Source organism: Thermococcus sp. GR5, from assembly GCF_012027535.1.
Taxonomy (GTDB): domain Archaea; phylum Methanobacteriota_B; class Thermococci; order Thermococcales; family Thermococcaceae; genus Thermococcus; species Thermococcus onnurineus.
Genome location: NZ_SNUN01000001.1, coordinates 133,947 through 159,266, shown reverse-complemented (window position 1 = coordinate 159,266; position 25,320 = coordinate 133,947). Strand labels below are relative to the sequence as shown.

Annotated in this window: 19 protein-coding genes; 6 read left to right on the top strand and 13 right to left on the bottom strand. The window is 52.1% G+C overall.

Annotation, left to right across the window (positions count from 1 at the left end):
* Window positions 1–146: 146 nt before the first annotated feature.
* The 3 genes from ileS to E3E33_RS00760 form a co-directional block, all read right to left on the bottom strand.
* Window positions 147–3,347, bottom strand: a complete 3,201-nt coding sequence (ileS, locus tag E3E33_RS00770) for an isoleucine--tRNA ligase (RefSeq protein ID WP_167711406.1) — start codon at window positions 3,345–3,347, stop codon at window positions 147–149.
* 429 nt (window positions 3,348–3,776) lie between these two features.
* Window positions 3,777–4,151, bottom strand: coding sequence for a hypothetical protein (locus E3E33_RS00765; protein WP_167711451.1), 375 nt, complete (start codon window positions 4,149–4,151; stop codon window positions 3,777–3,779).
* A gap of 62 nt (window positions 4,152–4,213) precedes the next feature.
* Window positions 4,214–5,044, bottom strand: a complete 831-nt coding sequence (locus tag E3E33_RS00760) for a DMT family transporter (RefSeq protein ID WP_012572767.1) — start codon at window positions 5,042–5,044, stop codon at window positions 4,214–4,216.
* Between the two features lie 113 nt (window positions 5,045–5,157).
* Here E3E33_RS00760 and E3E33_RS00755 point away from each other — a divergent pair, with 113 nt between their 5' ends.
* The 4 genes from E3E33_RS00755 to E3E33_RS00740 all read left to right on the top strand — a co-directional run bounded on the left by E3E33_RS00755 (window position 5,158) and on the right by E3E33_RS00740 (window position 8,312).
* Window positions 5,158–5,685 (top strand): 4Fe-4S dicluster domain-containing protein, encoded by a 528-nt coding sequence (locus E3E33_RS00755; protein WP_012572768.1) that lies wholly within the window; start codon window positions 5,158–5,160, stop codon window positions 5,683–5,685.
* A 4-nt stretch (window positions 5,686–5,689) separates the two neighbouring features.
* Window positions 5,690–7,561, top strand: a complete 1,872-nt coding sequence (locus tag E3E33_RS00750; RefSeq protein WP_167711405.1) for an aldehyde ferredoxin oxidoreductase family protein — start codon at window positions 5,690–5,692, stop codon at window positions 7,559–7,561.
* 24 nt (window positions 7,562–7,585) lie between these two features.
* Entirely contained in the window at window positions 7,586–7,807 is a 222-nt protein-coding gene (locus E3E33_RS00745) for a MoaD/ThiS family protein (protein ID WP_012572770.1), read from the top strand.
* 73 nt (window positions 7,808–7,880) lie between these two features.
* Window positions 7,881–8,312 carry an OsmC family protein gene (locus tag E3E33_RS00740; protein ID WP_167711404.1) on the top strand — a complete coding sequence of 144 codons (432 nt, stop codon included), beginning with the start codon at window positions 7,881–7,883 and terminating at the stop codon, window positions 8,310–8,312.
* Here E3E33_RS00740 and E3E33_RS00735 read toward each other — a convergent pair whose 3' ends face one another.
* A complete protein-coding gene (locus tag E3E33_RS00735; protein ID WP_167711403.1) occupies window positions 8,313–8,621 on the bottom strand; it encodes a hypothetical protein in 309 nt (102 codons plus the stop codon).
* Window positions 8,622–8,737: 116 nt separating this feature from the next.
* Between E3E33_RS00735 and E3E33_RS00730 the strand changes: the two genes are divergently transcribed.
* A complete protein-coding gene (locus tag E3E33_RS00730) occupies window positions 8,738–10,474 on the top strand; it encodes a glycoside hydrolase (protein WP_167711402.1) in 1,737 nt (578 codons plus the stop codon).
* A 103-nt stretch (window positions 10,475–10,577) separates the two neighbouring features.
* Window positions 10,578–10,721, top strand: coding sequence for a hypothetical protein (locus tag E3E33_RS00725; protein ID WP_167712311.1), 144 nt, complete (start codon window positions 10,578–10,580; stop codon window positions 10,719–10,721).
* Here the strand turns inward: E3E33_RS00725 and cca are convergent.
* From cca to E3E33_RS00680, 9 genes are all read right to left on the bottom strand, one after another.
* Entirely contained in the window at window positions 10,718–12,082 is a 1,365-nt protein-coding gene (cca, locus tag E3E33_RS00720; RefSeq protein ID WP_370519840.1) for a CCA tRNA nucleotidyltransferase, read from the bottom strand. The two genes, E3E33_RS00725 and cca, sit on opposite strands and share 4 nt — an antisense overlap.
* Before the next feature lie 5 nt (window positions 12,083–12,087).
* Window positions 12,088–12,642 (bottom strand): RNA 2',3'-cyclic phosphodiesterase, encoded by a 555-nt coding sequence (thpR, locus tag E3E33_RS00715; RefSeq protein WP_167711695.1) that lies wholly within the window; start codon window positions 12,640–12,642, stop codon window positions 12,088–12,090.
* 140 nt (window positions 12,643–12,782) lie between these two features.
* Window positions 12,783–15,749 carry a PEGA domain-containing protein gene (locus E3E33_RS00710; RefSeq protein WP_167711694.1) on the bottom strand — a complete coding sequence of 989 codons (2,967 nt, stop codon included), beginning with the start codon at window positions 15,747–15,749 and terminating at the stop codon, window positions 12,783–12,785.
* Window positions 15,750–15,840: 91 nt separating this feature from the next.
* Window positions 15,841–16,305, bottom strand: coding sequence for a phosphoribosyltransferase (locus E3E33_RS00705; RefSeq protein ID WP_167711693.1), 465 nt, complete (start codon window positions 16,303–16,305; stop codon window positions 15,841–15,843).
* 137 nt (window positions 16,306–16,442) lie between these two features.
* On the bottom strand, window positions 16,443–19,175 hold the full coding sequence (locus E3E33_RS00700; protein ID WP_167711692.1) for an adenosylcobalamin-dependent ribonucleoside-diphosphate reductase: 2,733 nt from the start codon (window positions 19,173–19,175) through the stop codon (window positions 16,443–16,445).
* A 189-nt stretch (window positions 19,176–19,364) separates the two neighbouring features.
* A complete protein-coding gene (locus E3E33_RS00695; RefSeq protein ID WP_167711691.1) occupies window positions 19,365–19,799 on the bottom strand; it encodes a ferritin family protein in 435 nt (144 codons plus the stop codon).
* Window positions 19,796–20,602 (bottom strand): HAD-IIA family hydrolase, encoded by an 807-nt coding sequence (locus tag E3E33_RS00690; protein WP_167711704.1) that lies wholly within the window; start codon window positions 20,600–20,602, stop codon window positions 19,796–19,798. The genes E3E33_RS00695 and E3E33_RS00690 overlap by 4 nt, the downstream gene beginning before the upstream one ends.
* Window positions 20,603–20,661: 59 nt before the next feature.
* Window positions 20,662–22,773 (bottom strand): glycosyltransferase family 39 protein, encoded by a 2,112-nt coding sequence (locus tag E3E33_RS00685; RefSeq protein ID WP_167711690.1) that lies wholly within the window; start codon window positions 22,771–22,773, stop codon window positions 20,662–20,664.
* Window positions 22,774–22,792: 19 nt separating this feature from the next.
* A complete protein-coding gene (locus E3E33_RS00680; protein ID WP_342764304.1) occupies window positions 22,793–25,237 on the bottom strand; it encodes an oligosaccharyl transferase, STT3 subunit in 2,445 nt (814 codons plus the stop codon).
* Window positions 25,238–25,320: the final 83 nt, after the last annotated feature.

Sequence of the window (25,320 nt, the reverse complement as noted above, 5' to 3'; positions counted from 1 at the left end):
ACGGCATCTACGCCTGAAAGCCCCTGTCAGTGATTGTGGCCCTCTATCCAGAGCGATTTACGGGCTGGCCTCAATATTGATGACGAGACCTCAATAAAGAGAATAAGAGAAATGAAAAGGGGCAACGAAATTGAAGGGCTGACCCTTCACTCCACCCTCTCAATCCCTATCTTCGCCTGAACCTCGGGCCACTCGACGACGTAGCCCTTTGCTTCTCCAAAGACTACCTCAACGGCTCTGGTTTCCCTCTTTACGTAGTCGAGGTTCTCGCTAAGAAGCTCGCGGTTCTCGTCGGTGGTCTCTATGGTGACGATTATCCTGTCGTTGACGTCGAGGTCGAGCCTCTTCCTCATCTCCTGTATTCTCCTGACGAACTCCCTCGCGAGCCCCTCGGCGAGCAGCTCCCTGGTAAGGGTCTTGTCCACGAAGACCCTTCCGCCGTCGAAGCCCTCAGCAACGAAGAAGTCCGGGAGCTTCTCCTCTATGGTCAAGTGCTCCTTTGTGAGGTGGAAGGTCTTGCCCTCTATCTCGACGTCCATCTCGCCGGCCTCGTAGAGCTCCCTGCCGTGCTCGGCTATCCACTGGGAGACAAGTCTGGCGTCGCCCTTGAACTCCGGGCCGACCTTCGCAAAGTTCGGCTTTATTATCAGCTCGCGCTCGACCCTTCCAACGACGACCTCCTTAGCGTTGAGCTGATCCCTGAGCAGTCTGTTGAGCCTCTCGACAGCCCTCTTTACGGTCTCGTCCTCGGTCTCTATGATTATTCTCCTAACCGGGTAGCGGAGCTTTATCTTGGCCTTCTGCCTTGCCGCTGAGCCGGCCTCGACTATCTTCCTTACGGCTTCCATCTCCTTCTCGAGTTCTTCATCAATGGTCTTCTCATCTGCCTTCGGCCAGTCGAGCATGTGGACGCTCTCAACGCCGAGGAACGGCTTGAGGAGGTTCTGGTATATCTCTTCGGCTATGTATGGTGTGAAGGGTGCCATAAGCCTCAGGAGGACGTTGAAGACCTTCCAGACGGTGTAGTAGGCGGCTAACTTGTCCGGGTCGTCGCCTTCAACCCACATGCGCTTCCTGATCAGCCTGATGTACCACCTGCTCAGGTCCTCGACGACGAAGTTGTATATCGCCCTCGTTGCCTTGGTAAGCCTGAAGGTCTCTATGCCCTCCGTGACTTCTCCTATGAGGCTGTTGACCCTGCTTAGTATCCACCTGTCCTCCTCGCGGAAAGGCAGCTCCTCGGGATTGACTCTAGTCGGGTCAAAGTTATCCAGGCTCATGTAGGTGGCGCTCAAAACGTAGACGTTCCATAGTATGTTGAGCATCCTCTTGACCTGAGCCAGGCCCTTCCAGCTGAACTTGAGGTTTTCCCAGGGGTTGGTGGCCCAGAGCATGTAGAACCTGAAGGGATCCCTTCCTTCCTTCTGGACGACTTCTTCCGGCCTTATGATGTTGCCGAGGCTCTTGCTCATCTTGTCTCCCTTTTCATCGAGGACGTAGCCGTGCATGGCGACCTTCCTGTAGGGGACTGTGTCGAAGGCTATAACGCTGGCCGCCTGCTGGGAGTAGAACCACTTGGTTACCTGGTCTTCACCCTCTACTATGAAGTCCGCCGGCCAGAGCTCCTTGAAGAGCTCCTCGTTTCTCGGGTAGTCGAGGGAAGCCCAGCTGGCTATTCCGCTGTCAAACCAGACGTCAACGACGTCCTTAACGCGGCGCATCTCCTTGCCGTTGACCTTTATGATGAATGCATCCACGTAGGGCCTGTGGAGGTCCTCCGGGCCGAGCTTCTCTTCGATGACCCTGAGCTTCTCGCTGTAGTCCTCCGGGAGGTCTATCCTCTCGCCGTTCACTTCTATGGCCACGGAAAGCTTGACAAGCTCCTCAAAGCTTCCAACGACGTATATTTCGCCGTCCTCACTCTGCCATATCGGCAGGGGTATTCCCCAGTAGCGCTGTCTGCTTATGACCCAATCTCCGGAGTTCATGACGCCGTTGTCGTACCTGACCTTCACCCAGTCGGGGTACCAGGTCACCTTCTCGTCGTTCTCCTTGATTATCTGGTCTTTGACCTTGCTCACCTTGAGGAACCACTGGTCGGTGGCGCGGAATATAAGCGGCGTCTTACAGCGCCAGCAGTGTGGATACTTGTGCTCTATCGTTCCGGCCTTGACGAGGTAGCCCTTCTCCTTGAGGTGTTCTATGATCTCCGGGTCGGCGTCCTTAACGTAGACTCCCTTCCACCTGCCCTCCACGTATCTGCCCTGGTCATCAACTGGTGAATATGCCGGAAGGCCGTACTCCCTTCCGACTTCGAAGTCTTCCTCACCGTGGCCCGGTGCGGTGTGAACCAGTCCGGTACCGTCCTCAAGCGTCACGTGCTCGCCGAGGATAACGCGGTGGACCCACTCGTACCTCTCGCGGAACTCCTTCTGAGTTGGGTACTCCTCCATGAGTATGTGCATGTAGCGGAGTCCCTCGAGGTTTTCACCCTTGAACTCCTCGACGATCTCGCCCTTAACGCCGGCCTCGTTGAGAACTCTCTCAGCCAAGGCCTTGGCCACTATCCAGTACTCCTCGCCGTTCTCGGTCTCGACCCTGACCTTGACGTAGTCGTATTCGGGATGAACTGCAACCGCGAGGTTGGCCGGAAGAGTCCACGGCGTGGTTGTCCAGATGAGAAGGTACTCGTTGTCTTTGCCCTCAACCGGGAACTTGACGTATATGCTCGGATCCTTCCTTATCTTGTACTCACCACGAACCTCGTGTTCAGCGAGAGCCGTCTCACAGCGCGGACACCAGTGCAGAACCCTCTTGTCCTTCTCGAGGAGGCCCTTCTCCCAGGCGCGCTTGAGCGTGAACCAGCCCGATTCTATGTACTCGTTCTTTATGGTCATGTAGGGGTTGTCCCAGTCCATCCATATGCCGAGCATCTTGAACTGCTCGGTCATCACCTTGAGGTTGTTGAGGGCGAACTCCTTACACTTCCTTATGAACTCGTCAACGCCTATCTCGGTCTCTATGTCCTTCTTGGTCTTCAGGCCGAGAGCCTGCTCGACCTTGACCTCTATCGGCAGTCCGTGCATGTCGAAGCCCGGCTGCCTGCGAACGTTGTAGCCCTGCATGGTCCTGAACCTTATCACCATGTCCTTGATTATCTTGTTCCAGGCCGTTCCGAGGTGTATGGCACCGCTGACGTAGGGCGGCCCGTCGAGGAAGTAGTACTTCGGGCCGTTTGCTCTGCTGGCCTTCACCTTCTCATAGACGTTGTTCTCCTTCCAAAAGCGCTCGACTTTCTCTTCCAGCTTCCCTGGAGAATACTCCCTAAACTCTGGCTCCCTTATCATTTCAAAACCTCCCTGTGGTCTTTGAAAGGAAAGTTAGAACTAACTAGCTCAGAACAGTGAGGGGCCTTACTCGAAACGAGCAGAGCGAAGGATAAAACACTCCCCCCTCATTGGCATCGGGGCAAAATTGGGAACTTTCCTTATAAGGTTTTTGGATGAGAAGCGCTACGCGTCTCTCATTTTCCAGACGTTCCCTCTTGATTTTGGCTTGCTGGAGACTAGTGGAGAGAAGTGTGCCCTCCCCGACCGACCCCAGGTCACTTCTCCCAGGGGCGTGAGGGGGAGGGCGCGGTGATGATTATCTCTCTAGAGAATTTAAACCTCACGGAGAACTGGGTGACGTGAAGAGCACGATGAGAATTGGGGGTCCTCCCGAGGCTTGTTTACTTGGCTTGTGTCGAAAGACAGGATTAGAAAATCGAAAGGGGCTTACTCCGTCTTCACCTGCCTCTCTTCCTCCGGCTCGCCCTTTCTTCTGCTCTCGTTCTTGATGACCTGTATCACGTAGTCAATGAACTTCCTGACCTCTTCGAGGTCTTCCTCGGGGATGTCTTGGATTTTCTTGTTCTTCGTTTTGTACGTGAGGAGCTTGAGAAGTGCGAGCCTGCCCAGTGCAGTCTTGGTGCTTATCTCTCCCTCCTTCCAGTCGCGCCAGATGGCGTTGGCTATGCCGTAGAACTCGGGGATGCTGTCCAGTCCGGGATCTCCGACATCGAGGACTTCCTTACCCAGATACTTGTAGCGCTTCTCCTTCTCCCCCTTTGGGAACTCTCTGGCCTTTTCCTTAATGTATGCGTGGACCATCTCCATAACCTCCAACAAAGAATAGCTTTGAAATTTATTAACTTTTTGTTGGTAAATACTTCTCAGGCCTCTTTTCTAACTTCATTCCATATGCCTGCCATAATCAGCGCCGCACCGAGGTAGCCCTTGGGGCTCAGTATCTCGCCTATCGTCAGGAAAGCCGCTATGTGGCCGAATATAGGCTCAGCGGAATATATCAATGCTGCTCTGTGGGCCTTTGTGTCCCTCTGGTACTTGACTTGGAGCGTGAAGGCCACAACCGTTGCGAATATCGCCGTGTAGAGAATGCCCATCCAAGGCATCGGGTCTCTTGGAACAACTAAGGACTCAAAGAGCAGAGCAAAAGCTAACGAGAAAACGAAGTTCCAGAGTATCTGCCAGAAAGCCAAGCTGAGATAGTCCTTCTTCTCAAAGCGCTGAACTAGGACTATCTGGAAAGCGAAGCTTATCGCGCAGAGGACGGTGAGCAGATCGCCGTAGTTGAAGTTTAGACTGGCCCCAGATATAAGGTAAAGGCCGGTCAGCGCCATGATCAGGGAAAGAACGTCCCTTCCTCCCAACCTGTCTCCGAGGATGAAGTAGGCTATAAACGGCGTGAAGACGACGTAGAGCGACGTGATGAAGGCCGAGTTCGAGGCGGTGGTGTACTTCAGCCCCACTATCTGGAAGCCGTGGCCGAAGAAGAGGGTTAGGCCTAGGACAAACCCCTCCTTCAGTGTCTCCCTTTTGAGGACGCGGGAGCGGAAGATGATGAGCATGAGGAGCGAGGCGATTCCGAAGCGATAGGCGAGGAACAGGATTGGGGGAAGGTAATCTAGGCTCGCCTTCATAGCTGGAAACGTGAAGCCCCATATCGCCGTGATGCCTAATAGTATTAGTTCGGAGCGGTTCATCGCCGTGTGTTGTCCCCTTTAATTTATAAGAACTTCCCCGCATAGACTCACGTCTGTGCGTTTTCATAAGGGTTATATAGTCTGAATTCCAACTATGGTACTAGGTGTTCCCGATGAGTGACGATGCTACCAAAGAGAGGATATGGATTCTGATAACGCCTGACAAGTGCAGCGGCTGCAGACTCTGCGAAATAGCTTGCTCACTGGAGCATGAGGGGATAATATGGCCGGAAGCTTCGCGCATAAGAATATACGAGCTTCTGCCCGGAGTTAACGTCCCGCACACCTGCGTTCAGTGTCCTGATTATCCGTGCGTTGAGGCATGCAACTTTGATGCCTTGGGCGTGAATGAGAGAACTGGAGCGGTTCTCGTGAACGAAGACAACTGCACCGAGTGCGGCGCCTGTTTCCTTGCCTGCCCCGGTAACGTCCCAAGGATTCTCCCCGGTAAGAGAAGCGTGGTCATCTGCGACCTCTGTGGCGGAAACCCGAAATGCGTCGAGGTATGCCACGAGGCTGGTCACGACGCCCTAACCCTCGTGAAGGGTGACTACCGCTCGATCTACAGGACGTTTGCCAAAGACCCTGTGGAGAAGAGCGAGGAACTCTCGAGAAAGATGTACGGGGAGTTGTTGGGGTGATAACATGAAGGGATACGCTGGAAAGCTGATAGACGTTGATCTTAGCACCGAGACAGTGAAATTCGTTGAGCTCGACGAGGAGATGTTGCGGTTCTACGGTGGCAGGGGACTGGGGACTTACCTCCTCTGGAAGGAGCTGGGAGAGAGATGGGAAGATGTTGATCCACTTGGTGAGGAGAACCTTCTACTCATCCTCACGGGCCCGCTGACCGGCTACTATCCGGGTATCAAAACCTCTGTCGTTGCAAAGTCCCCTGAGAGCAACGGTATCGTTGGCAGCGTCCTGAGCAGCGAGGTCGGAATCGAGCTCAAAGCCTCTGGCTATGACGGAATAATAATCCGCGGGAGGGCAAAAGAGCCGGTATACCTATTCATAAACGACGAAACCATCGAGATACGCGACGCCTCGAAGTACTGGGGAATGGGTGGTGTTGAGCTTCACAAGACACTCCTTAAGGAAGTTCATGACGAGCTGAGGAAAAGGGCGAAGCTCAGGGGTGTCCCCAAGGAGCCAGCCATGATGTACATCGGGAGGGGTGGGGAGAACAAAGTCCGCTTCGCTGCGATAATGGCGAAGATGATGCACGCCGCTGGCTACGGTGGCTTTGGAGCGGTGATGGGCAGCAAGAACCTTAAAGCAGTCCTCGTGAAGGGCAACGGGCCTCTGCCTGAAGTTCACGATTCAACGAAGTTCAGGGCCATGCTCCGGGAGTTCCAGCGCGAACTGTTAACCCTCACGACATTCAGGCAGTGGGGAACCGGATCTGGCGGTTACAGCGTCGGAAAGGATCGCTCGAGCCAGCCGGTGAGGAACTGGCAGGAGGAGTATCACGACGACGAGAGGATAAGTGTAGTTAACTTCGAGCTCAGGACATGGGTCAAGAAGTATTGGGCAGACTACGGCTGTCCCGTCAACTGCATGAAGATTTCCTACCTCCGCTACGGGCCGTATAAGGGAGCCATCACAGATGCCCCTGACTACGAGCTGATGGCCTACATGGGAACCAACCTCGGCATCTTCGAGCCTGAGAAGATAGTCTACCTCTCATACCTCGTGGATGAGCTGGGTTTGGATGGCATAAACGCCGGCAACGTCCTCGGCTTTGCTGCCGAGCTCTATCAGAGGGGCATCCTCACGGAGGAGGACATCGGCTTCAGGCTTGAGTGGGGCGATGAGAAGGCCTTTGCGAGGCTCCTTGAACTGATAGTCGAGAGGGAAGGGATAGGTGAAATCCTCGCGGAAGGAACCTACAGGGCCGCGCTCAAGATTTCCGAGATGAAAGGCGTTGATGCCATGAAGTACGCCGTCCACGTCAAGGGCATAGGCATCGGAGCGCACGGGATAAGGAGCGACCTCGACTACACCAGAGACATAAGCTACGCCGTTTCCGTTCAGGGCGGCGACCACACAGCGACGGCAGGACTTCCCGCGAGGAGCTACGAGGGCGAGCTGGTGAATGCTTTCTACGACTCGGCCGTCATCTGCATGTTCACCACCAGACCGGGCTTTGAGAGAATACTGGAGTTTGGAAATGCCATCACGGGCTTCGATCTGACACCGGAGAAGTGGTTCAACGAGACCGGTCTGAGAATAATCCATCTCCAGAGAATACTCCTTCTCCTCGGCGGACCTGACGTTTACTGGGATCCAAGGAGAGACGACGACAATCCACAGCGCTTCTACGAACCCCTGCCGAGTGGCCCTGTTAAAGGCAAGGCCCCAAGCAGAGAGGAGATACGTGCTAAGGTGAGACAATACTACGATGAGGTCGGCTACGACGAGCACGGCATCCCGAAGGAGGAAGTCCTTGAAGAGCTTGGCATAGGTGAAGCGAAGCGCGAGATTAGGCGCATAAGGAAGCGCCTCGGCCTCTAACCTTTATTTTTCGGAGGTGGTTCAATGAAGGTCATACTGATTCTCTACGGCGAGGTGGCCCTTCGCTTCTCACCGCGGATGGAGCTTGAGCTTGAGGAAAGAACAACCGTAGGTGAGCTTTTGCGGGAACTGGGGATAAGCGCCGTTGAACACCATATACTTGTGAACGAAAGAAAGGTCGATCATAGTCGTGTCTTGAAGGATGGTGACGTTGTTAAGGTTCTTCCAGTGATTTATGGGGGTTAGCTCATTGTTTTAAACTTTCAGTTTGGGAGTTTCTTTTAAACTCTTGTGTATAATAAGTTTTTGGGTGATTTGAATGCCTGAATACAAAGACTTGGAGATAAAGGCCGTGGGAGAAAGGCTCTCTCCAACCAAGATGAGGGTCAGGGCCGAGGGTTTTGAAATCCTCATAGACAAGCTTGGTGCGGAGTACCCATGTCCGCTAGACTACCAGCTCGCTGCCTTGGCGGGATGCCTCAACATAGTCGGAACCCTCGTTGCCAAGGACATGGGAATAAACATCGAAAGTCTAACCGTTGAGGTAAAGGGCATCTTTAATCCTGAGAAGTTCATGACTGGAAACGGTGGCAGGGCCGGCTTCAAGGAGATAAGTGTAAAGATAAAGGTCAAGGCTGATGCGGATGAGGAGAAGCTTAAAGAGTGGATTGAAAAGGTGGACGAGCGCTGTCCCATCAGCGACAATCTCCTCAACCTGACACCACTCAAGATAGAAGTCGAAAAAGCTTGATCACTCCCCTGGCCCATGGACGCAGGACATGTTCATTGCAAGGAGCATCTCGACGTAACCAGATTCGAGATTTTCCTTTATTTTCCCGGCCAGTCGCTCGAATTCTTCGAGAGTGAGCGGTCTCTTGGTTTTTAGCCACTTAATCTTGCCGTCGTTCTTGTCGAGGATTACTATTTCCCCCTCGGTTATGAGCGGGACGTAGTTCATCTTAACGCCATAGATCTCTTCGGCAAAGGCTAACTTGGCTCGAAGAAGCTCAAGGTAATTAGCCAGATCTTCGCCCAGAATCTTCCGGAACTCACGTTCCATTCTCCCACCGGTCTAATTTCAATGCACAGCTTTATTAACTTATCGGCCATATATGGGTAGAAATGCACCTCCGAAAGGTCAATAAAGAGAAATGATGTATCACTCTTGGTGAGACCATGTTCAAGAAGTGTTTTATGAAGTACGCACACCATTTTCACGCCTACCAGCCGGGCGACATAGTTTATGTTAAGGACGGCGATGGAAGTAAGCCGATAGAGTATGAGGAGCGAAGGAGTTCTGTTGCCATAAAAATCCGCGGGGAGGAAGTCAGGGGGGAGAACTGGACGAGGGCAATGCTCTACTCCTACGAACACATAGCCGATACACTCTCGCGAATGAAGGGAATAAGCATAGACATTGAGCCGTTCACCGTTCTAATGCTCCTCCGCTACCACAGGAAGACCTTCGAGGAGACGGTTTCCCTCTTGGAGAAGTTTGATGCTGTTCCGACCACACCCTTCCATCCAATCGTCCCGCACCTCGACGAGTTCGAGCAGCGGATTCTGGCGAGGGTTTCCTTTGACTTCTACGCCCCACTTACAGGGAGCAAGCCCGTCGTTGGCTACTGGCTTCCCGAGGCTGTCATAACACGGGGGAGCGCCGAGATAGTCGAGTCCTCAACGGATAAAAGGCTCGTCTTCCTCCTCGACGAGAGGCAGCTCCTCTACGACTTTCCTCAGGCCAAATACTCCTGCAATCGCTATTCTAACTCCTTTGTCTTCGGTCGCGAGTGGGGACTGAGCGACGCCTTCGCTTTTAACACCCTCAACGTCTCGGAACTGATAGAGGGAACCCTCAGACGGTGGGACGACTATAAGGAGAGCCTGGGAGTTCCGTACTTAGTTTTTACTGCCAGCGACCTTGAGAGCCTCCTCGGAAATCCGGCCCAGCTCGACAGGTTTACAGCATGGATGGAGGGCCTCGAAGGGAATGGTGTCGAGAGAGTTTCTGCCATGGAGTTCGTTAAGAAAAAGCTCACTGATGAGTTCAAGCGCCTCGAGGGAGAATGCGAGTTTGAGATGGGCGTCAAGGACTACTCTGCCTGGAGCGACTACTTCGATTTAAGCCTCGACGGAAAGACGAGCGATTCGAGGTGGCTGGGCTACAGAAGGGCCGATGGAAAGGTCTTTGCCCGTGAGGTGGAGGGGAGGAGGATAAGTCAGCTCTGGAAGGTCGCTTTCACGCGCCTTTTTGAGGGGCTAAATAGGATCGTGAGATTGGGCGTGCTTGAAGGTTTGAAGGATTTCAACGCCAACGTCGAGGAGTTCCTCGTGAGATATGCGAGGATTTTCTTCAAGGATTACTATGACTACTTCGGCATTGAAACTTCAATGGACTACGTCCTCGAGCCAGCGAACGGCGAGAAGAAGGCCCTGAAGCTCGGAAGGATTTATTACCTCATGCTTCTGGCAAATCACTCCTGCCCGAGATTCTGGGAGAACCTCGACACGCGCGTGGCTTTCGGCAACGTCTCGGTAATGGCTAAGGCCCTCATTGAGCTTATGGAGTACTTCAACGACGAGGGGAGGAACATCTTCGTCGAGGCCTACCTGAAGCTCCTGAACTTCGGTAGACTCTACCACCTTTGGAACTTCGGCTCATTACCGGCTCTCGAAGGCTGGGAAACAAGCGAGAAAGCGTGGAATAGCGCGCTGAAGCCAGGGGTACCTAACAGCGGCTACAACGTGGTGACGAGGGCCGCACTCTACGTCGGAGGGAGGGACATGAAGGGCGAGCTTAAGGCCCTGATCGGATCCTACAACCTCGAGTGGGCCGTTGCCGACACCGGCCACATTCCGGGCGAGAGGCACGGCCACTGGGAGAATCAGGAGTGGTGCGAGCACAGAGACTGAATATTCTGACTTCAAATTTTCTTTATTGACGCAAGCAATCATTGCGGAGATTGGAAAGATGCTGGCAAAAGAAAACCGCTCCCTATCACAAAGGTGGTGCTGAATGAAGGAGTCCAAATCCTCTGGAGGGGACTCTTTCATACTGGAGCTGATATTTGGAACCCTGAATGGAGAGGAGTACTTGAAGTTGAAACGAATACTGGAAGAGATTGAAAAGCTGTTCGATGAACGACAACTTCCGCCTTAGCCCTTCAAATTCCACTTTTTCCTGCTCAGGAAGAGGTATGCCTCTCTCTTGAGCTCCCCTGGAACGTAATCCACCAGAATATCAGCGGAGTGGATGAACTCTCTTACCTGCTTGCCCAAGGCAACTTGATTCTTCTCCAGGAGCTCTACGATGACGTCGACGATGCTCTCCTTAACCCTCTTCTCCGCGTACAGCCTCTTTCCAATCAGCCAGACCCTCTCGTTCTTCCGGTAGAAGTCCCAGCCCCTCTCAGTGAAGAACTCCGGGCCGGGCTTTATGGCTATCTTCTCGCGCACTATTCTGTCCAGCTCCAGCATGATGAACGCTTTCTCCCCCACGTAGCCGTAGTCCCAGCCGAGAACCCTGAAGTTCTCCCTTCTCAACGCTTTCTCGAAGCCTTTGGCACTCCTCTCCAGCTGCGGCAGGATCAGGTCATCAACAAGCTGGGGCTTTTTGAAGAGGAGCGTGACGAGGTGTGTTCTCTTCCTTCTGAGTTCTCCGAGGTAGTTCTCTCCCGCGCTCTCCGTCGGGAAGAAGAACTCTACGAGGGGCTCTTCCAGAAATTGATGGGCCTTGAAGTAGAACCTCCCGAACTTCTCCCAGCCCAGATTTGCGGCGACGTTCCTCCTCGGGTCAACGGGGTCTATGACGATGAGCGGCTTGTCCCCTTCAGCTTCCCTCTTAATGGTCTTCATGGCTATTTCTGGTTCACTCTTGAGCCAGCCGGCAGGGTCTATTATCTTCTGCCTCAGCATGAAGTCGGCCTTCTCCAGAACATCCAGGAATGAGCCGTACTTGATAATCAGGATTTCGGCAAGGTAGCCCGAAAAGCCCCTCACGTAAATCTCGCTGCCGTAGGCGTTTATTCCCTTGAGGAAGCGCTTCAAAAGCCTGACATCGTCGTTTCTGCCGTGGAGGTTTTCAAGCACCCACTTCGTGTGGAGTATGGAGCGATCAACTGCCGTTCTGACGTCCTTCCAGCTGTCGACGTCGTAGCAGGGGACTATATCAACCTTGACCCCTTTATAGCGGGCTCTCACGTAGGGGTGCTCCGCGTAGGCAACTTCGTAGCTATCGAGCCTCTCCGCTATGGCCTTACCAAGCTCGAGGCCCTTCCCGCGGAGCTCTTCGAGGGGAGTGTCGAGGGGAAAGGCCATGAAGAGGTCAACGTCGTGGTCGCCGGCTAGGTAAGTGTCCTTGGCGAGGGAACCAACAAAATAAGGTTTAATGTCAAGGCCAAGCTCTTCAGCCCTTCCACGGGCTATGTTCTCGATCTCTCGCATCAGGCCTTCAATAAAAGCCCTCTCCTCTTCGTTCGGCCTGATCCTGACGAGGACTTCCCCAATAACTTCTTGAACCATTACCATCACTCCGCCAGTTCAAACCTCGCCACGGTCTCGTAAATCGGGCCCTTGGGGGTGAGCGTGCTTTTCTTCAGTTCTATAGCGTCGACCTCAAACTCTCCAAAGTCCTCGTTTGCCAGATCCTTCAGCGCCATCGCCAGTTCCAGCTTGTCCCTCACGAACTTGACGCGACCGATTGTGATGTGGGCGACGAAGTCTTTGTCCTTCTTGAAGCCCAGCCTCCTCATCTCGCGTTCAACGTCGTTTGCTATGGCCTTAATGCCCTCGTCGTTCTCTATTCCAGCCCAGATGACGCGGACGTAGTTCGGGTTTGGGAAGACACCGATTCCCTTGACCCTGACCCTGTGCTTTTTGTGCTTCTTCGCTATTTCTGCCAAAGCCCTCTTCACTTCTTCGGCGGTTGCCTCGTCGATCTCGCCGAGGAACTTGAGCGTGACGTGGAAGTTCTCCCTCTCAACGAACTTTATCTTCGCCGCTTTATTTCCAATCCTTTCCTGAGCTTTCAGGAGGTTGTCCCTCACCTTGTCACCAACTTCAATGGCTATGAACGCCCTCATAACACCACCTGATACCAGAAAGAATTGGGAAGTTAAATCAGTTTTCCTGAGTGATTGGAACAATAGGTAGACCTTGGGAGAATTTCATAAGCTTAAGATGACGTGTTGGTACCTCAAAACAAAAGAAAGAAAAATGTTGATCATCCCATAAATACTATTGTTATACTGTCGCCCGCACTAAAGCCGCTGGTGTCTCCCTGATCCGCTCCGGGCAGTGGAATATCTGCCCCCGGCTCGGTGTCCTGCCAGAGGCCGACGATGTACTGGACGTTCCTGTAACTCTCTATGTTCGGGTAAATCTTTGTCAGGAAGTAGTACGTTCCGGCCGCGGTGCTGTCAGCGTCGGTACCGTAGATCGTGAACACCGTTGCGTTTAAGCTCCTATCCGCGAAGCTCTGGATGACGAAGTATCCCTGCGTGACGTTCCACCACGGTTTCGGAGCGGTCCATGTGACGTTGCCCTGGGGCGTTACTATCGTTATGGTTCCCCCGAAGATTTCCATGTGAACCATTGAAACGTTATCGTATCTTGCGGTTATTGGATTGACGAGGGGTCCACCGACGGAGACCACGGTGTCCCCCGGGGAAACCTCCCCGAGGTCAAACGTGCTGGCCAGTCTGGCCGTCCTTCTGACGTTGGCTCCGGAAGACACGGTCGGTGAGACGTAAAGGGCCGTCGAGAAAGCGTCGGGGGTGCCGAGGTTGTTGAACACGAAGAACAACCTGCTCGCGTTCCCCACCGAGCTGGGGTAGTCCCCGATGGGGAAGAGGGCGTAGTCACCTGATGAGGTTAGCACCACGTCGATCACCCTGCTCTCCTGGAATCCAAGCGTTACTGTTGTGGTGTAAGTTTCGTATCCCGTTCTCGCGAGTGCAATGGTGTGGTTCCCCGCCGGAATTTCCAGGGTTAACGGGGTCATTCCCCCGTAGTTCCCGTCGATGTAGACGCTGGCGTTCGAGGGCCTGGAGAGGATCTTGAGGGTTGCTACGGGTTCTCCCAGGAGGGTTACCCTCCTCTCGGGCAGCTTTATTTCGTTCCCATTGGTCAGGTTCAGGAGAACCTGGTAGGTGTAGTTGCCTGGTTCGAGTCCTGTGGCGTTAACCTTGAAATCGTTCTGCCCTCCCCACATCCAGTACGTCTCGGTCTCTCTGTCCGTCACGGCCTGTATCGTCGCGTAGGGATTGTTGTTGATGCCTATGAACGTGTCCACCAGGGTCAGCACGAGGTCAGCCCGACCGGGATAGGTGGTTCCGTACTGGAGTGAGCCGTTGACCTGGTACAGATAGACGGGCACGCTCTTTTCAAGTACTATTGGGTCGCTTTCAATCCCAGTGGCGGCGTTTTTAACTGTGATAATGGCCCTCTGGTCGATGATGCTTATGTCGAGGACGGTGACGATCCAGTCGGTGCCCTCGATGGCCTGCGGCTGGCCGACCTGGTACCACTCGATGCCCCTGTCCTTGCCGAGGTTGGTCAGCACGAGCTTGGCGTAGTTCACATCGACGAGGCTCTTTGTCCTGACGTAAAGCCACGACTGGGCAAGGGTGTCCATGTCCGATGGGGTCGGGGAGATGTAGTCCGCCAGGGGAATGTCGAGTGAGACCACGAGGTCGCTCCCCTCGGGAATCTGTGAGTTGACGCCTGTCCATATGGTCCGGTTGAGCACTGGAATCCTAACCTCGAAGTACTCCAGGTTTCCGGTGACTCCGTCCTGGTACTTGTCCCTAACCTTGATGTATACGGGCACCACAGAGGAGTCGGCAATCGCCGACGCGGCCTCGATCGCGTCCGTGACGTCCAGGAAGATGGTGCTGTTCGGGAAGGGGTGGGCCTGGTAATTGGCGAGATCCTGGGGAGTGGCACGGTAGCCCATGTAGAAGTTGAGGTACCGTCTGCTCCACGTGGGAGAGTCGGGGTTTCCAATTCCTATCTCTATTCCACTGGACTCTTGGTTCCACACCCCGCCGATTATCTCTCCCCTGAGCGGGTGATTGATTTTGAAGCCCGCGAGAACCTTGGGCTGGTACGGTTGGGGATATTTCGGTACCATCACGAAGGCATAGCCCTGACTTATCTCGTGGTTGGGGTCCTGGGCGGCCTGGTAGGTGAGCCAGAAGTAGCCCTTGTCGCCCCAGTCTTCCCCCCAGGAGTTCAGGAGCAGAAAGGCTCCCTGGCCGTCGGGAGTTTGCTTTGTGTCATCGTATCCGACTATTGTCACGGCGTGGCCGCCCTCGTAGTTCCTGCGGTTCTGGTTGAGGGCGTATATGTTGTTGGTGGAGTTAAATCCGTAGAACTCGCCGTATACGTTGATCCCGGTGTACGCGATGTAACCGTAGGCGAGCAGTCCCTTTAGGTAATTGAACTGGGTGCTGTTCGTCAGATCGAGCATGTATATGTCCCAGGGGTAGCCTATGGGGGAGGCCATTCCATCGACCCCGCGGTTGTAGGGGGCACTGAGCCATTGGGTGTCGTTAGGCCATAGCCAGGCGTAGTTGTCGGGGTCTCCATAGGGCCCGTAGACGAACAGGGGGAACACGTTCAGGGGAACGGCTCCGATCGTCGAGATTAGATTCATCGCGTCCAGCATGTAGCTGCCGCTGTCGGTTCCATCGTTTATCAGGTTGTAGGTGAAGATGGGGTTCATTATCTCCCCGTCCGTGGACGGCGTGGGATTGCCTCGGAACCAGTTAATCATGTATGTCCAGGTATAGTACGTGGACGCCCATCCAACACACGAACCCACAGCACCCTGGCTCCCTACCGGCGGTAGGTAAAGGCCGTTTACGACCTTCGCAGGCAGGCTGTCCAGTGAAAATGCATTTGGGTAGGCCAGGTTCTTCAGGGCTTTCCTAAGTGAGTTCGTCCTTCCAGGATATCCTGGAGCGTTCTTAATGAGCTCTAGGTACTTCTGCGGCGTTAGCTGCTTGGGCTCGAATCCCGTAACTCTTGCGTATTCCTCCGGAGAGACGTACAGGGCTCCCAGGGAGTATTTCTGTGCTGGAGTAGAACCGTTCCCTGTGGTCTCTGGGGTTCCTGGCGCCGCGTTGACGAAAAACAACGAAAAAGTAAGCACGGCCAGAATTAGGATTGCGTGTAGTTTTTTCACTAAAACCACCCGTTGAAGTTCTTGGAAGTGAAAGCTTAAAACTCTTTGGCTATGGAATCTGACTTTTTATCTGGAAGTAAAAAAAGAAACCTCACTCCCTCACAACAACAGGGAACTCTTCCCATGGGAAGACTATCCACTGGTCGGTCCTGAAGACATAGAAGTCAGGAACGACCTTGGTCCAGGGCTTCATGCTGAGGCAGGCGACCTTTACCTCCTTGGCGCCGGCCTTCTTGACCTCCTCTATGACAACCTCGAGAGTCTTGCCTGTGTCGCTGACGTCGTCGACGATGACGACCCTCTTTCCATTCAGCGAGCCGTGCAGCGGTATTGTCACCACTGGTTTCTCCATGTGCTCCTCTATATCCTTGTAGAACTTGACGGCTATGATCTCGACGTCAACGTCGCCGAGGATGTGGCTGAGCATTACAGCGGGAATGAGGCCGCCCCTAGCGACGCCGACTATGACGTCGGGCATGAACTTCTTCCTCAGCTCTTCGGCGAGCGCGAAGACCGCCCTGTCAATCTGCCACCAGGTAAGGTAAATCTTGTCCATGTTAACACCTCCGAATAGCGCAGGTTGGAAAGGCCTTCAATTTAAGGCTTTCGTCTGATGGCAAGAAGTTAAATATATAGACTTAAAAAGCCTCCGTTAACAGAGAGATGTCAAAGCATAAGGAAAAGGGGGAGAAGTCACCCAATGACGCACTTGCTCCAGCCGCAGACGGGGCAGGTGGCGCAGCCGCTCTCCATTTTCAGCTCAACGAGCTTTCCGTCCTTCTCATAGCAGACTGGACAGTAAGTGACTCCTAAGAGCTCCTTTATCTTCTCCTCGGGAATCTCCGGCGGCTCCCTATGATGTGGATGCTCGTGGGCTTCGGGTTTAAGGGTCTTTGTCATGCTCAGGGAAAAATTGGGTGCTGGGGCTTCCTCCTTTTTCTTGCCGTTGGTGCCGTTGAGTATGCCTTCGATGTTGATGAACTTGGTCAGCCATGGCTCGGCCTCAACGACGGCCTTGAGCTTCTCGACAGCGTAAGCGCTTGGCTTGGCCTTGACGCGCTGCCTCTTTTCTCCCTCGACGCTGTAGACCTGAACGCTGAGCGAGCCGTCGCGATAGACGGTTATGCCCTTGCAGCCGAGCTTGTATGCGAGGAGGTATGCAGCTTTAACGTCCTCGACGGTGGCGTCGTTCGGCATGTTGATTGTCTTGCTCGCTGAATCGGTGAGCCAGAGCTGGATGTTGGCCTGAGCCAGTATGTGGTCGAGCCAGTGTATGTCCATTGAGGTGACGAAAACGCGCTGCATGTCCTCGGGGATTTCTTCGAGGCCCTGGACACTTCCGTAGTTATCGCTTATCTTCCTCAGCAGCTCGTCGCTCCAGAGACCGCGCTTCTTCAGCTCAGCCTCGAAGACAGGGTCAACGTAGTAAAACTCGCCAACGGTGACGCTCTTCTTGTAGACGAGGGCAAAGATGGGTTCTATGCCGCTGGAGGTATCGGCTATCATGCTGACCGAGCCGGTGGGCGGACAGGTGGTCACCATTCCGTTCCTGACGCCGTACTTCTTGATCTCCTCAACCAGCTCGTCCCATGGGAGTGTCCAGACCTCCCTGTGGTAGTAGCCCTCGACCGGAAGCTCGCCATCCTTGTACCTCGTCTTCTCGTAGAGCGGGAAGGGTCCGCGCTTTTTAGCTGCTTCGACGCTGTACTTGTAGGCGTAGAAGGTGAGGTACTCTGTTGCCTTTCTCATGAAGTCGTAGCCTTCCTTGCTGTTGTAGGCTATGCCAAGCTTGAAGAGGGCATCGGCCAGGCCCATCATTCCGACGCCTATCCTCCTCGTCAGCTTGGTGTTGTAGTCTATCTCAGGGAGCGGGAACTTGTTGACGTCGATTGCGTTGTCGAGGTACTTGGCGACCTTCTGGATTACATAGGCGTACTCGTCCCAATCGAAGTAGGGCTTGCCTTCTTCATCGTACTTGACGAATTTGGCGAGGTTTATGCTGGCTAAATTACAGGATTCGTACTCATAGAGGGGCTCTTCTCCGCAGGGGTTGGTCGCGCGTATCTTTTCACCTTTTGCGGGCTCTAAGACGTTCCTCCTGTTGATGACATCGAAGAATATAACTCCCGGATCGGCCTTGGCCCAGGCCATAAATGCTAACTCCTCGAAGAGGCTCTTCGGGTCAATCTCCTTGACCTTCTCGCCAGTCCTTGGGTTGATGAGCGGATAGCGCTTGCCCTCTCTCAGAGCTTCCCAGAAGTCGGACCATATGCCCACGCTGATGTTGAAGTTTGCTAAAACGTTCGTTCCGATGTTCTTCTCTTTGGCGTGGATGAACTTCTCGATGTCAGGGTGCCAGACTTCGAGGATGCCCATGTTCGCGCCTCTTCTCACTCCACCCTGCTTTATCACGTCGCTGACGGCATCGATGAGGTGCATGAAGCTGACAGGGCCAGATGCCGCTCCAGTGGTGGTTCCGACTAAATCACCCTCCGGGCGGAGTTTGGAGAAGTTCAAACCGGTACCGCCACCCATCTTCTGTATCATTGCTACATCGTGTGCTGCCTTCATTATGCTCTCCATGTCGTCCTCTATCGGAACGACGAAGCACGCTGAGAGCATCCCGAGCGGCCTTCCTGAGTTTATGAGGGCCGGCGTGTTCGGCATGAAGGTCTGGCTCGTCATCAGGCGGAAGTACTCCTCTATTTCGTCCTCGTACTTGTCAAAGGCTCCGTTCTCGAGCATCCCGATGACTTCGTCTATGGAGACCTTCATCTGGCCCTTCTGGGCGAGCTCGCGGTAGAGGTTGAGGAGTCTTTCGAAGTGGTACTTGTTGAGCTTGAACCTGCCGATTGAGAGTTTTCTATCGTACTCGTCGAGCTTCTCCATGTATTTCTCGACATCACTTAGGTCCTGCTCGTGGTTTCCTCCCCTGTCGAAGACCCTCTCATCGTAGAGCAGATCAGGGATGACCACTAGAGTCGCAACCCTCTCAAAGAGCTCCCTCGGGCTCTCAATTATTTCTCCTTTCTCGTTCCTGATAAGGTAGCGAGAAGCCAAAACGCGGAGGGCATTGATGGAGAAGCGCTTGTCTATCTCGTCGAGCTTGTCCTTGTTGAGTATCTTCTTCTTTTCCTCCCTGATCTCAGCCTTCTTCTTACGGTAGAGGATGTAAGCCTTGGCGACGTCGAAGAGACCGACTCTCATCAGCTCGAGCTCGACTATATCCTGGATGTTCTCTATGTGAGGCACCTGCCCGTCGTAGAGCTCGTTCACCCTTTTGACGACCCTTCTAACGACCCTGTTGAGAAGCTTCTCGTCACGGACACCGACTTCAAGCATTGCCCTTTGGATAGCCCATTTTATACGCTCTTTATCAAATGGGACAATCCTGCCGTCCCTTTTCATCACTTTTTCAACGGCCATATAAACACCCCTGACGTACAGTTGTTTATCGTTGCCCCTGTTAGTAGAAGCATCAGCACGGCTTTGTGGCTGTCACCCTACATATACCTTACCCCGGTAGCCTTTGCCGGGGTGACAAATTTATGCCTCTAAATTTGCCTGCAGGGTAAGAAGGTAGAAAAGGTAAATGTCGGACAAATTATCCAAACGTCAAAGCCCTTCGTAGACCAGCCTGAGCCTGTAGGCGTGTTTAAGCTCCTCACTTGCCATCATCCTAAAAATCTGGCTGAGAGAGTCCTTTAGGATTTCAGATAGCTTCGTATAGAGCTCGTAGGCGTGTTTCTCCCTTATCAACGCCTCAAGTATCAACTCCTCGAGGCTCTCGGGCTCAACCCTTTCGTCGCTCAGCATGGGCTCCAGCGAAAGTGAGTCTAGGTAGTCTATAACGGCCGTGCCTTTCAGAGTCCCCCCGGAGAGCATCCCTTCGAGGGTCTTCCTGTGCCTGAGCTCCTCCTCCGCTATGAGGCGGAAGGTCTCAACGAACTCGGGCCTTTCGTAGGTGGCGAACGTTTCGCCGAGCTTGTACAGGTTGTAGAGCTCGTTCTCCTGCCAGATGAGTCTTTCGAGCAGCTCACGAAGGTTCATTCTGAAGCCTCCAGCTTAACCTTCAGGTATTCGAGCAACTCCTTAATGCTCGGGAGGATCAGGTCGGGTTTTACCTCGCTCTTCTCAACGTCTTTCAGCGTGCTGACGCCCGTCAGGACCATTATTGCCTTCATGCCAAATCTCCTGGCGAAGGCTATGTCCGTGTCGAGCCTGTCGCCCACCATCCATATCTCGTCGACGTCACCGAGCTTCTCCCTGACGACCTCGTAAGCGGGTTCGTTGGGCTTGCCTATTATGAGGGGATCAGCATCTGTCGATGCCTTCAGCGCCGCTATAATCGACCCCGCTCCTGGATAAAGACCTTCCTCGGAGGGATACGTTGTGTCCGGATTGGTTCCTATGAACTTCGCTCCGTTCCTTATTGCCAGCGTTCCGTACTTCAGCTTCTCGTAGGTTAACTCAGGGTCGAGGCCGACCACGACGTATTTGATATCCCTCCACCTTTCCCTTGCTTCCTCGAGGCCCATCACGGGCCAGCCCATCCTCACTACTTCCTCTTGGAGTCCTTTCCCGCCAATGACAAAGATGGGGCCTTCCTTAAAGTGGGTCTGGAGGTACCTGGCGGTGGCGTAGCCGGAGGTGATGATACGCTCTTCTTCAACGTCTATTCCCATCCTGAGGAGCTTCTCGCGGTACATCTGGGCATTCCTGGTGGAGTTGTTGGTGAGGAAGGCGAAGGGGATGTCCCTTTCTTTCAGGAAGTTTACTACCTCTCGCGTGCCATCTATGGGCTTATTGCCCCGGTATATCACGCCGTCCATGTCGAAGATTATCCCAATCATCGCGAGCACCGGGATAAAAAATGGTGATGGGTTTTAAAGCCCATCGTTCCTTTGTGCCACTACCTTAAATCAAGGCTAGTAGTAATATTGTAACATAGTTGACCAACCATAGCTCGGCTGTGTCCATCGTTTTTGTCTCCTTCAACAGATAATCTCACTCTATTTATTGGATCCCAGAAACCCAGTCTAATCTGGTAACATCCAGGGGATGGTATTTCCAGATAATATGTTTCCACTATCCTATCTTCAGGTTCCCATGTCGAGGTTGGACATAGGCCGCTGCAAGGTTTGTGATCCATCTGGAACAGAGTATTACCGCTTTCATCAGTTAGATGGACGAATATCGTGTAGTCAGCGTCCATTTCCTCGAGGGTTTTCCAGCGGTATTCTATGAGGTCAATTCCTTCAATTCTATAAATACAGATGGCCGTCAGTTGTACCTTATCCCCGAAGGACACATTTTCTCCCTTGCACGTTACGCTGGTGGCATCCGTGGAGATGTTGAGAGGGAGGGCTGTGTCTCTCTCGTGTCTGTAGAGAATGCCTATGGTTCCATCGGGGAATTCAAACTTCTCAATGGGAATGAAGACTCCAGTGATGTTGTTGTACGTTATGAATAGCTTTCTGGCCAATGTAGAGTACTTGACCTTCCAGCGTGCTGAGTAGTATTCGCTGGTGGTGTACAGAACGTAGTCCGCGGAGAACACGAGGGGAATGAGCTGGCTGGTATCGGGTTTAACGACTTTTAGGTCACTTCCGTTGATTAGCGCTCTGTATTTCAGTGGATACGCTATAAGGGGGTTATTCGAGAGGATATACAAGATGCCGTTGTCTCCTCCTAGTTCTTCTACTGTGGAGAGTATTCTGTTAATTTCCCATTCTTCCTCCGTCGTGTCCAGATTAAACGACCAGTAGTTCCCTGACAGATACAGGCTGCCGCCTGAGATAGGTATAAGGTCGGGATTTTTGTAGATTTCTGTTTGGGGTATCACCCTCAAGAAAGTAGCCACATTGAGTGCTCCTCCAAGCACTATGCAGACCATGAGAGCGGAAGCTATCTTTGCTCCATTTTCTAGTCTTGTTGCCAGCTCCACGCCGGAGCCCATCACGAGGCCAATGAAAGGTATGACCGGCATTAAGAATCTCGGATCCTTATTGCGTGTCAGGGTGAAGACCATGTATGTGAGCAGGATTTGGATGAGGACTAGCTTTATGTACACGGAAATGTTTCTTGCCCTGCAGAGCAGCAGTACTAAAATGCCCACGAACAGGGCGAACAGTATTGGGTTCAGGTAAAAGTTTATCATCGTGTAAGTGTAGTAGAGGGCGGACTGAATTGTGAGAACTGGGGGGTCTCCCTCTATAGCCCCCGAGATTCTGCTGTTGTACAGAAGGGAGTTTAAGAGTACTTTGAGATTTGGTACATACCACCATCCTGCCACCATCAGAACCACGGTTGCAAAGATAGCGAGTTCCTTCAGGGACTCTACGCTGAGTTTTATTCTTATCTCTGTTCCTTTCATCTTTAAGCCAAAGGATATCGCCACTTCATACAAAAAGACTACCAGCACAAAGAAAACGAACGTCCACTTGGCTAGAAGGCCAAGTCCAAAAAACACTGCGCTTAGTGTTGTGTACTTTCTCTGGGAGAACCCCTCAGATTTAAGGAGGAGATACCATGTCATCATAACCATTGCAGTGAGGGGAAGGTCTATCATGAATGTAGTCGCTTGATCTAGGATTATGGGAGACATAAGAACCACGAATGTGGAAACGACGATTGCTATCTTCCCAAAGTACTTCGACAGTTTGTGGAGTGCTAGAATGAGTATGGCTATCGAAAGGATGTTCTCCGCGAATATTCCCGTTTGAGGAGATGTTCTAAATATAGCGTATGCTGGTATCGGGAAAAGAGAGCCAAGTGGCGGCCAATACCTGTTGATGTACGGGAATATCCCTAAGTTGAAATGGGTGAGTGCAAGGTAATACTTCACGCTGTCCATGAAGTGAGTTGCCGCGTCCCAGATAAGCGGTGGTGTATCACACAAAAACAGCTTGTACGCGACTGTCATTACGAAGCCAGTGATAATAAGGACGATGATAGCTTTGTATGGGTCAGGCAATTTCATTCTCTTTTGGCTGTTTGGTTTGGCGGTCGTGTTATCGTCCACGGGTATCCCCCCGTGATTTTCAGGATTTGTTGGGAATGTGCCAGAGCATCCGCACATCGTCCAACCTAAAAATTCCTCTGTCGAGTACTTTCCCGTTCCGTTTGTACGCGTATTTGACTACGACACTCTCGTTCAGCTGGGCAGGGAGTGTGAACTCCTCCAAGCCCGCGACATCATAGATGTGGAAAAAGACGCGGGTACCGTTGTCGGTGAAGCCTTCCAGGATGAGCTTCGTGCCCGTCGCGTTTGTGAAGCTAAGCATTATCTCATTACCGTTTCTAGAGACCCCGACGTTGGGATGATCAAACCTGAAAATCTTGACGTAGCCTCCGTCAGAGTAAACGAGGGTGTATCCTGGGGTTTTATTAGTAAACATGAGTTTTGCCAATGTTGTCTGGAATGAGTTATTGTTCATTAGAACGGCATATCCGTAATTCAAATTTATATAAACGTATGCATTCGCTTTGGTTGTTCCAGTGATGTTGACTTTATTCACATCATTTCCTACTTCAACAAAGGCGGTCTCTGGGGAAAATATGGTTCCGGCAACGTTTACAAATATTTCCCAGCCTCCGTTAATAGGACGTGCAGTTATTGAATATCCTTCCGTTGCGAAAACGAAGACATCTTCACTTTTTCCCACTAGGCCCATCAGTACCATTGGGTAGTCTTTGACTGGAACGCCCGCTGTCTCCAAAACTGCCGGGAACTTTAAAACGGTGTCGTATGATACTATGATGTAATCCACGCCCAGATTCATAAGCTCCTCTTCGCTGGCCAGACCCATGTAATACCTAGCTACGAACTCGTTTGGAACCCCTTGAGTAACTGGGGCTCTCCAGGAGTAGTAGGTAACCCAATATCCTTGATCCCACCAGGTGAGAACAATATCGTTTCCGTTGGAATGCTCGCTGAGATAGATTAGGGCTTTCTCCCATTCAGCATTCATAAATGGTTTTACGTTGAGTGTGTTCTGTACGCCTACCCATGCGGTGGGAACAGTGACAAGGACTATGAGAATACCAGCTATAACTGGATGACTGCGGATGTTCAACTTATGGATCTCCCTTACAAGGTTCCATAACCCAACTCCGCCGAGTATGGCGACCGCAGGGGAACCTATAAAGAGGAATCTAGTCCAAGTGTATATCATAGGTATACTTGGCAACACAAATCCGAGCACAACGAAGTCTTCAATGGCAATCTTTGAGGGTCTGAGTCGTAAAAGAAAGAACAAAGCTGCAATGATTACTGAACCGTAGGAGATCCACACATCCCGGAGGGACGGTTGCCGCGTTTCTGTGATGGATTCCCCGCTGAAGTGCTTTATAAAACTTAAAAAAGTGCCTTCTATGAATCCGTAGTACTTCACCATCAAAACTAACGCCAATATGAGGAGTACAACTATAATCCCGACACGATGCGTCCTACTTCGTATGACTTTAGATATTATGAACAAAAGCACGATAAATGCAAGGGCTAGTGGAACTGCATATCTTATGTAAGCCAGTAAGAAAGCATCCTTAATGGTCTCAAGGTGAAATCCGAGCTTCTGTGCAGTTTCGATACCTAGAGGACGATTCCATCCAAACATTCCATAGTAAAAGTACCCCCCAAGAAAATTCGCCAATAGGGCTCCGAAGAGAGTAGATACAACGATGGCTACTGAGTCAACTAACATACGAGACTTCTGGAGTAACAGTGCACCTATGGATAGAAATATAGCGTTTCCAAGGAGGAACACGAATATTAGGTAATATGCACTCCAAAATATACTTGCCAGGCCTGATGCTAATGCTGGTACTAGATAGAGTAGCAGTCTCCTCTTTTTCCAGCTTTCTCCTTCATTCCGGCGTGAGAGAGCAAGGCTAATTCCCAAGAGAGCGAGACTGTACCAGAAAAGCAGATAGTTGTCCCCCCGATAATATCCAGCTATTGAACGGAAGACGTGTCCAAAGGAGATGGATAAAAACAACGCGCTTAAAAATGCTTCTTCTCTGCCATACAGCTTCCAGACAGACAGATACATGAATATAATGGTTAAAACGCCAAAAATGACAGGTGTTATCCTGAATGAATCGTAGAGTGAGATTCCAAAAATCGATAAGATCCTGTATACATAAGCCGGGGTCATCCAGAGGCCAAGTGGATGAAAGTTATTTACAAGCATGCCCCAAGGAGCTTTGGCGTACGGGAAAAAGTTCACCCACTCCCCAAGTTTAAGGGAATACTTAACGTATGCAATATGAAAATATGTGTCATAGCCAAGAAGATAGCTTAATCTAAAGGGTATTAAGCGAATAGCGATGGCGATGCTAGTTAAAATAGGGAGGGCATACTTTGGTTTAAGCAGGTTTTTGATAACGCTCAGAATGAATTCTAGTGTAACTGTTCTCACTTGAATCCCCCATAGCAGTACCTTTTCTGAGAATATTAAAAGCATTGTGTTATTCTCTATCTTCACAAAGTTTAATGTTAAAAAATAGGGGCATCATAAAACGTTCAGGGGTAGATAATTTTAAAGCCATAACCCAAAAGCAAAGGGAG

Bases quoted from the DNA above. Each gene is read 5' to 3' on its own strand.
- ileS (WP_167711406.1), bottom strand. From the start codon at position 3,347: ATGATAAGGGAGCCAGAGTTTAGGGAGTATTCTCCAGGGAAGCTGGAA.
- E3E33_RS00765 (WP_167711451.1), bottom strand. From the start codon at position 4,151: ATGGTCCACGCATACATTAAGGAAAAGGCCAGAGAGTTCCCAAAGGGG.
- E3E33_RS00760 (WP_012572767.1), bottom strand. From the start codon at position 5,044: ATGAACCGCTCCGAACTAATACTATTAGGCATCACGGCGATATGGGGC.
- E3E33_RS00755 (WP_012572768.1), top strand. From the start codon at position 5,158: ATGAGTGACGATGCTACCAAAGAGAGGATATGGATTCTGATAACGCCT.
- E3E33_RS00750 (WP_167711405.1), top strand. From the start codon at position 5,690: ATGAAGGGATACGCTGGAAAGCTGATAGACGTTGATCTTAGCACCGAG.
- E3E33_RS00745 (WP_012572770.1), top strand. From the start codon at position 7,586: ATGAAGGTCATACTGATTCTCTACGGCGAGGTGGCCCTTCGCTTCTCA.
- E3E33_RS00740 (WP_167711404.1), top strand. From the start codon at position 7,881: ATGCCTGAATACAAAGACTTGGAGATAAAGGCCGTGGGAGAAAGGCTC.
- E3E33_RS00735 (WP_167711403.1), bottom strand. From the start codon at position 8,621: ATGGAACGTGAGTTCCGGAAGATTCTGGGCGAAGATCTGGCTAATTAC.
- E3E33_RS00730 (WP_167711402.1), top strand. From the start codon at position 8,738: ATGTTCAAGAAGTGTTTTATGAAGTACGCACACCATTTTCACGCCTAC.
- E3E33_RS00725 (WP_167712311.1), top strand. From the start codon at position 10,578: ATGAAGGAGTCCAAATCCTCTGGAGGGGACTCTTTCATACTGGAGCTG.
- cca (WP_370519840.1), bottom strand. From the start codon at position 12,082: ATGGTTCAAGAAGTTATTGGGGAAGTCCTCGTCAGGATCAGGCCGAAC.
- thpR (WP_167711695.1), bottom strand. From the start codon at position 12,642: ATGAGGGCGTTCATAGCCATTGAAGTTGGTGACAAGGTGAGGGACAAC.
- E3E33_RS00705 (WP_167711693.1), bottom strand. From the start codon at position 16,305: ATGGACAAGATTTACCTTACCTGGTGGCAGATTGACAGGGCGGTCTTC.
- E3E33_RS00700 (WP_167711692.1), bottom strand. From the start codon at position 19,175: ATGGCCGTTGAAAAAGTGATGAAAAGGGACGGCAGGATTGTCCCATTT.
- E3E33_RS00695 (WP_167711691.1), bottom strand. From the start codon at position 19,799: ATGAACCTTCGTGAGCTGCTCGAAAGACTCATCTGGCAGGAGAACGAG.
- E3E33_RS00690 (WP_167711704.1), bottom strand. From the start codon at position 20,602: ATGATTGGGATAATCTTCGACATGGACGGCGTGATATACCGGGGCAAT.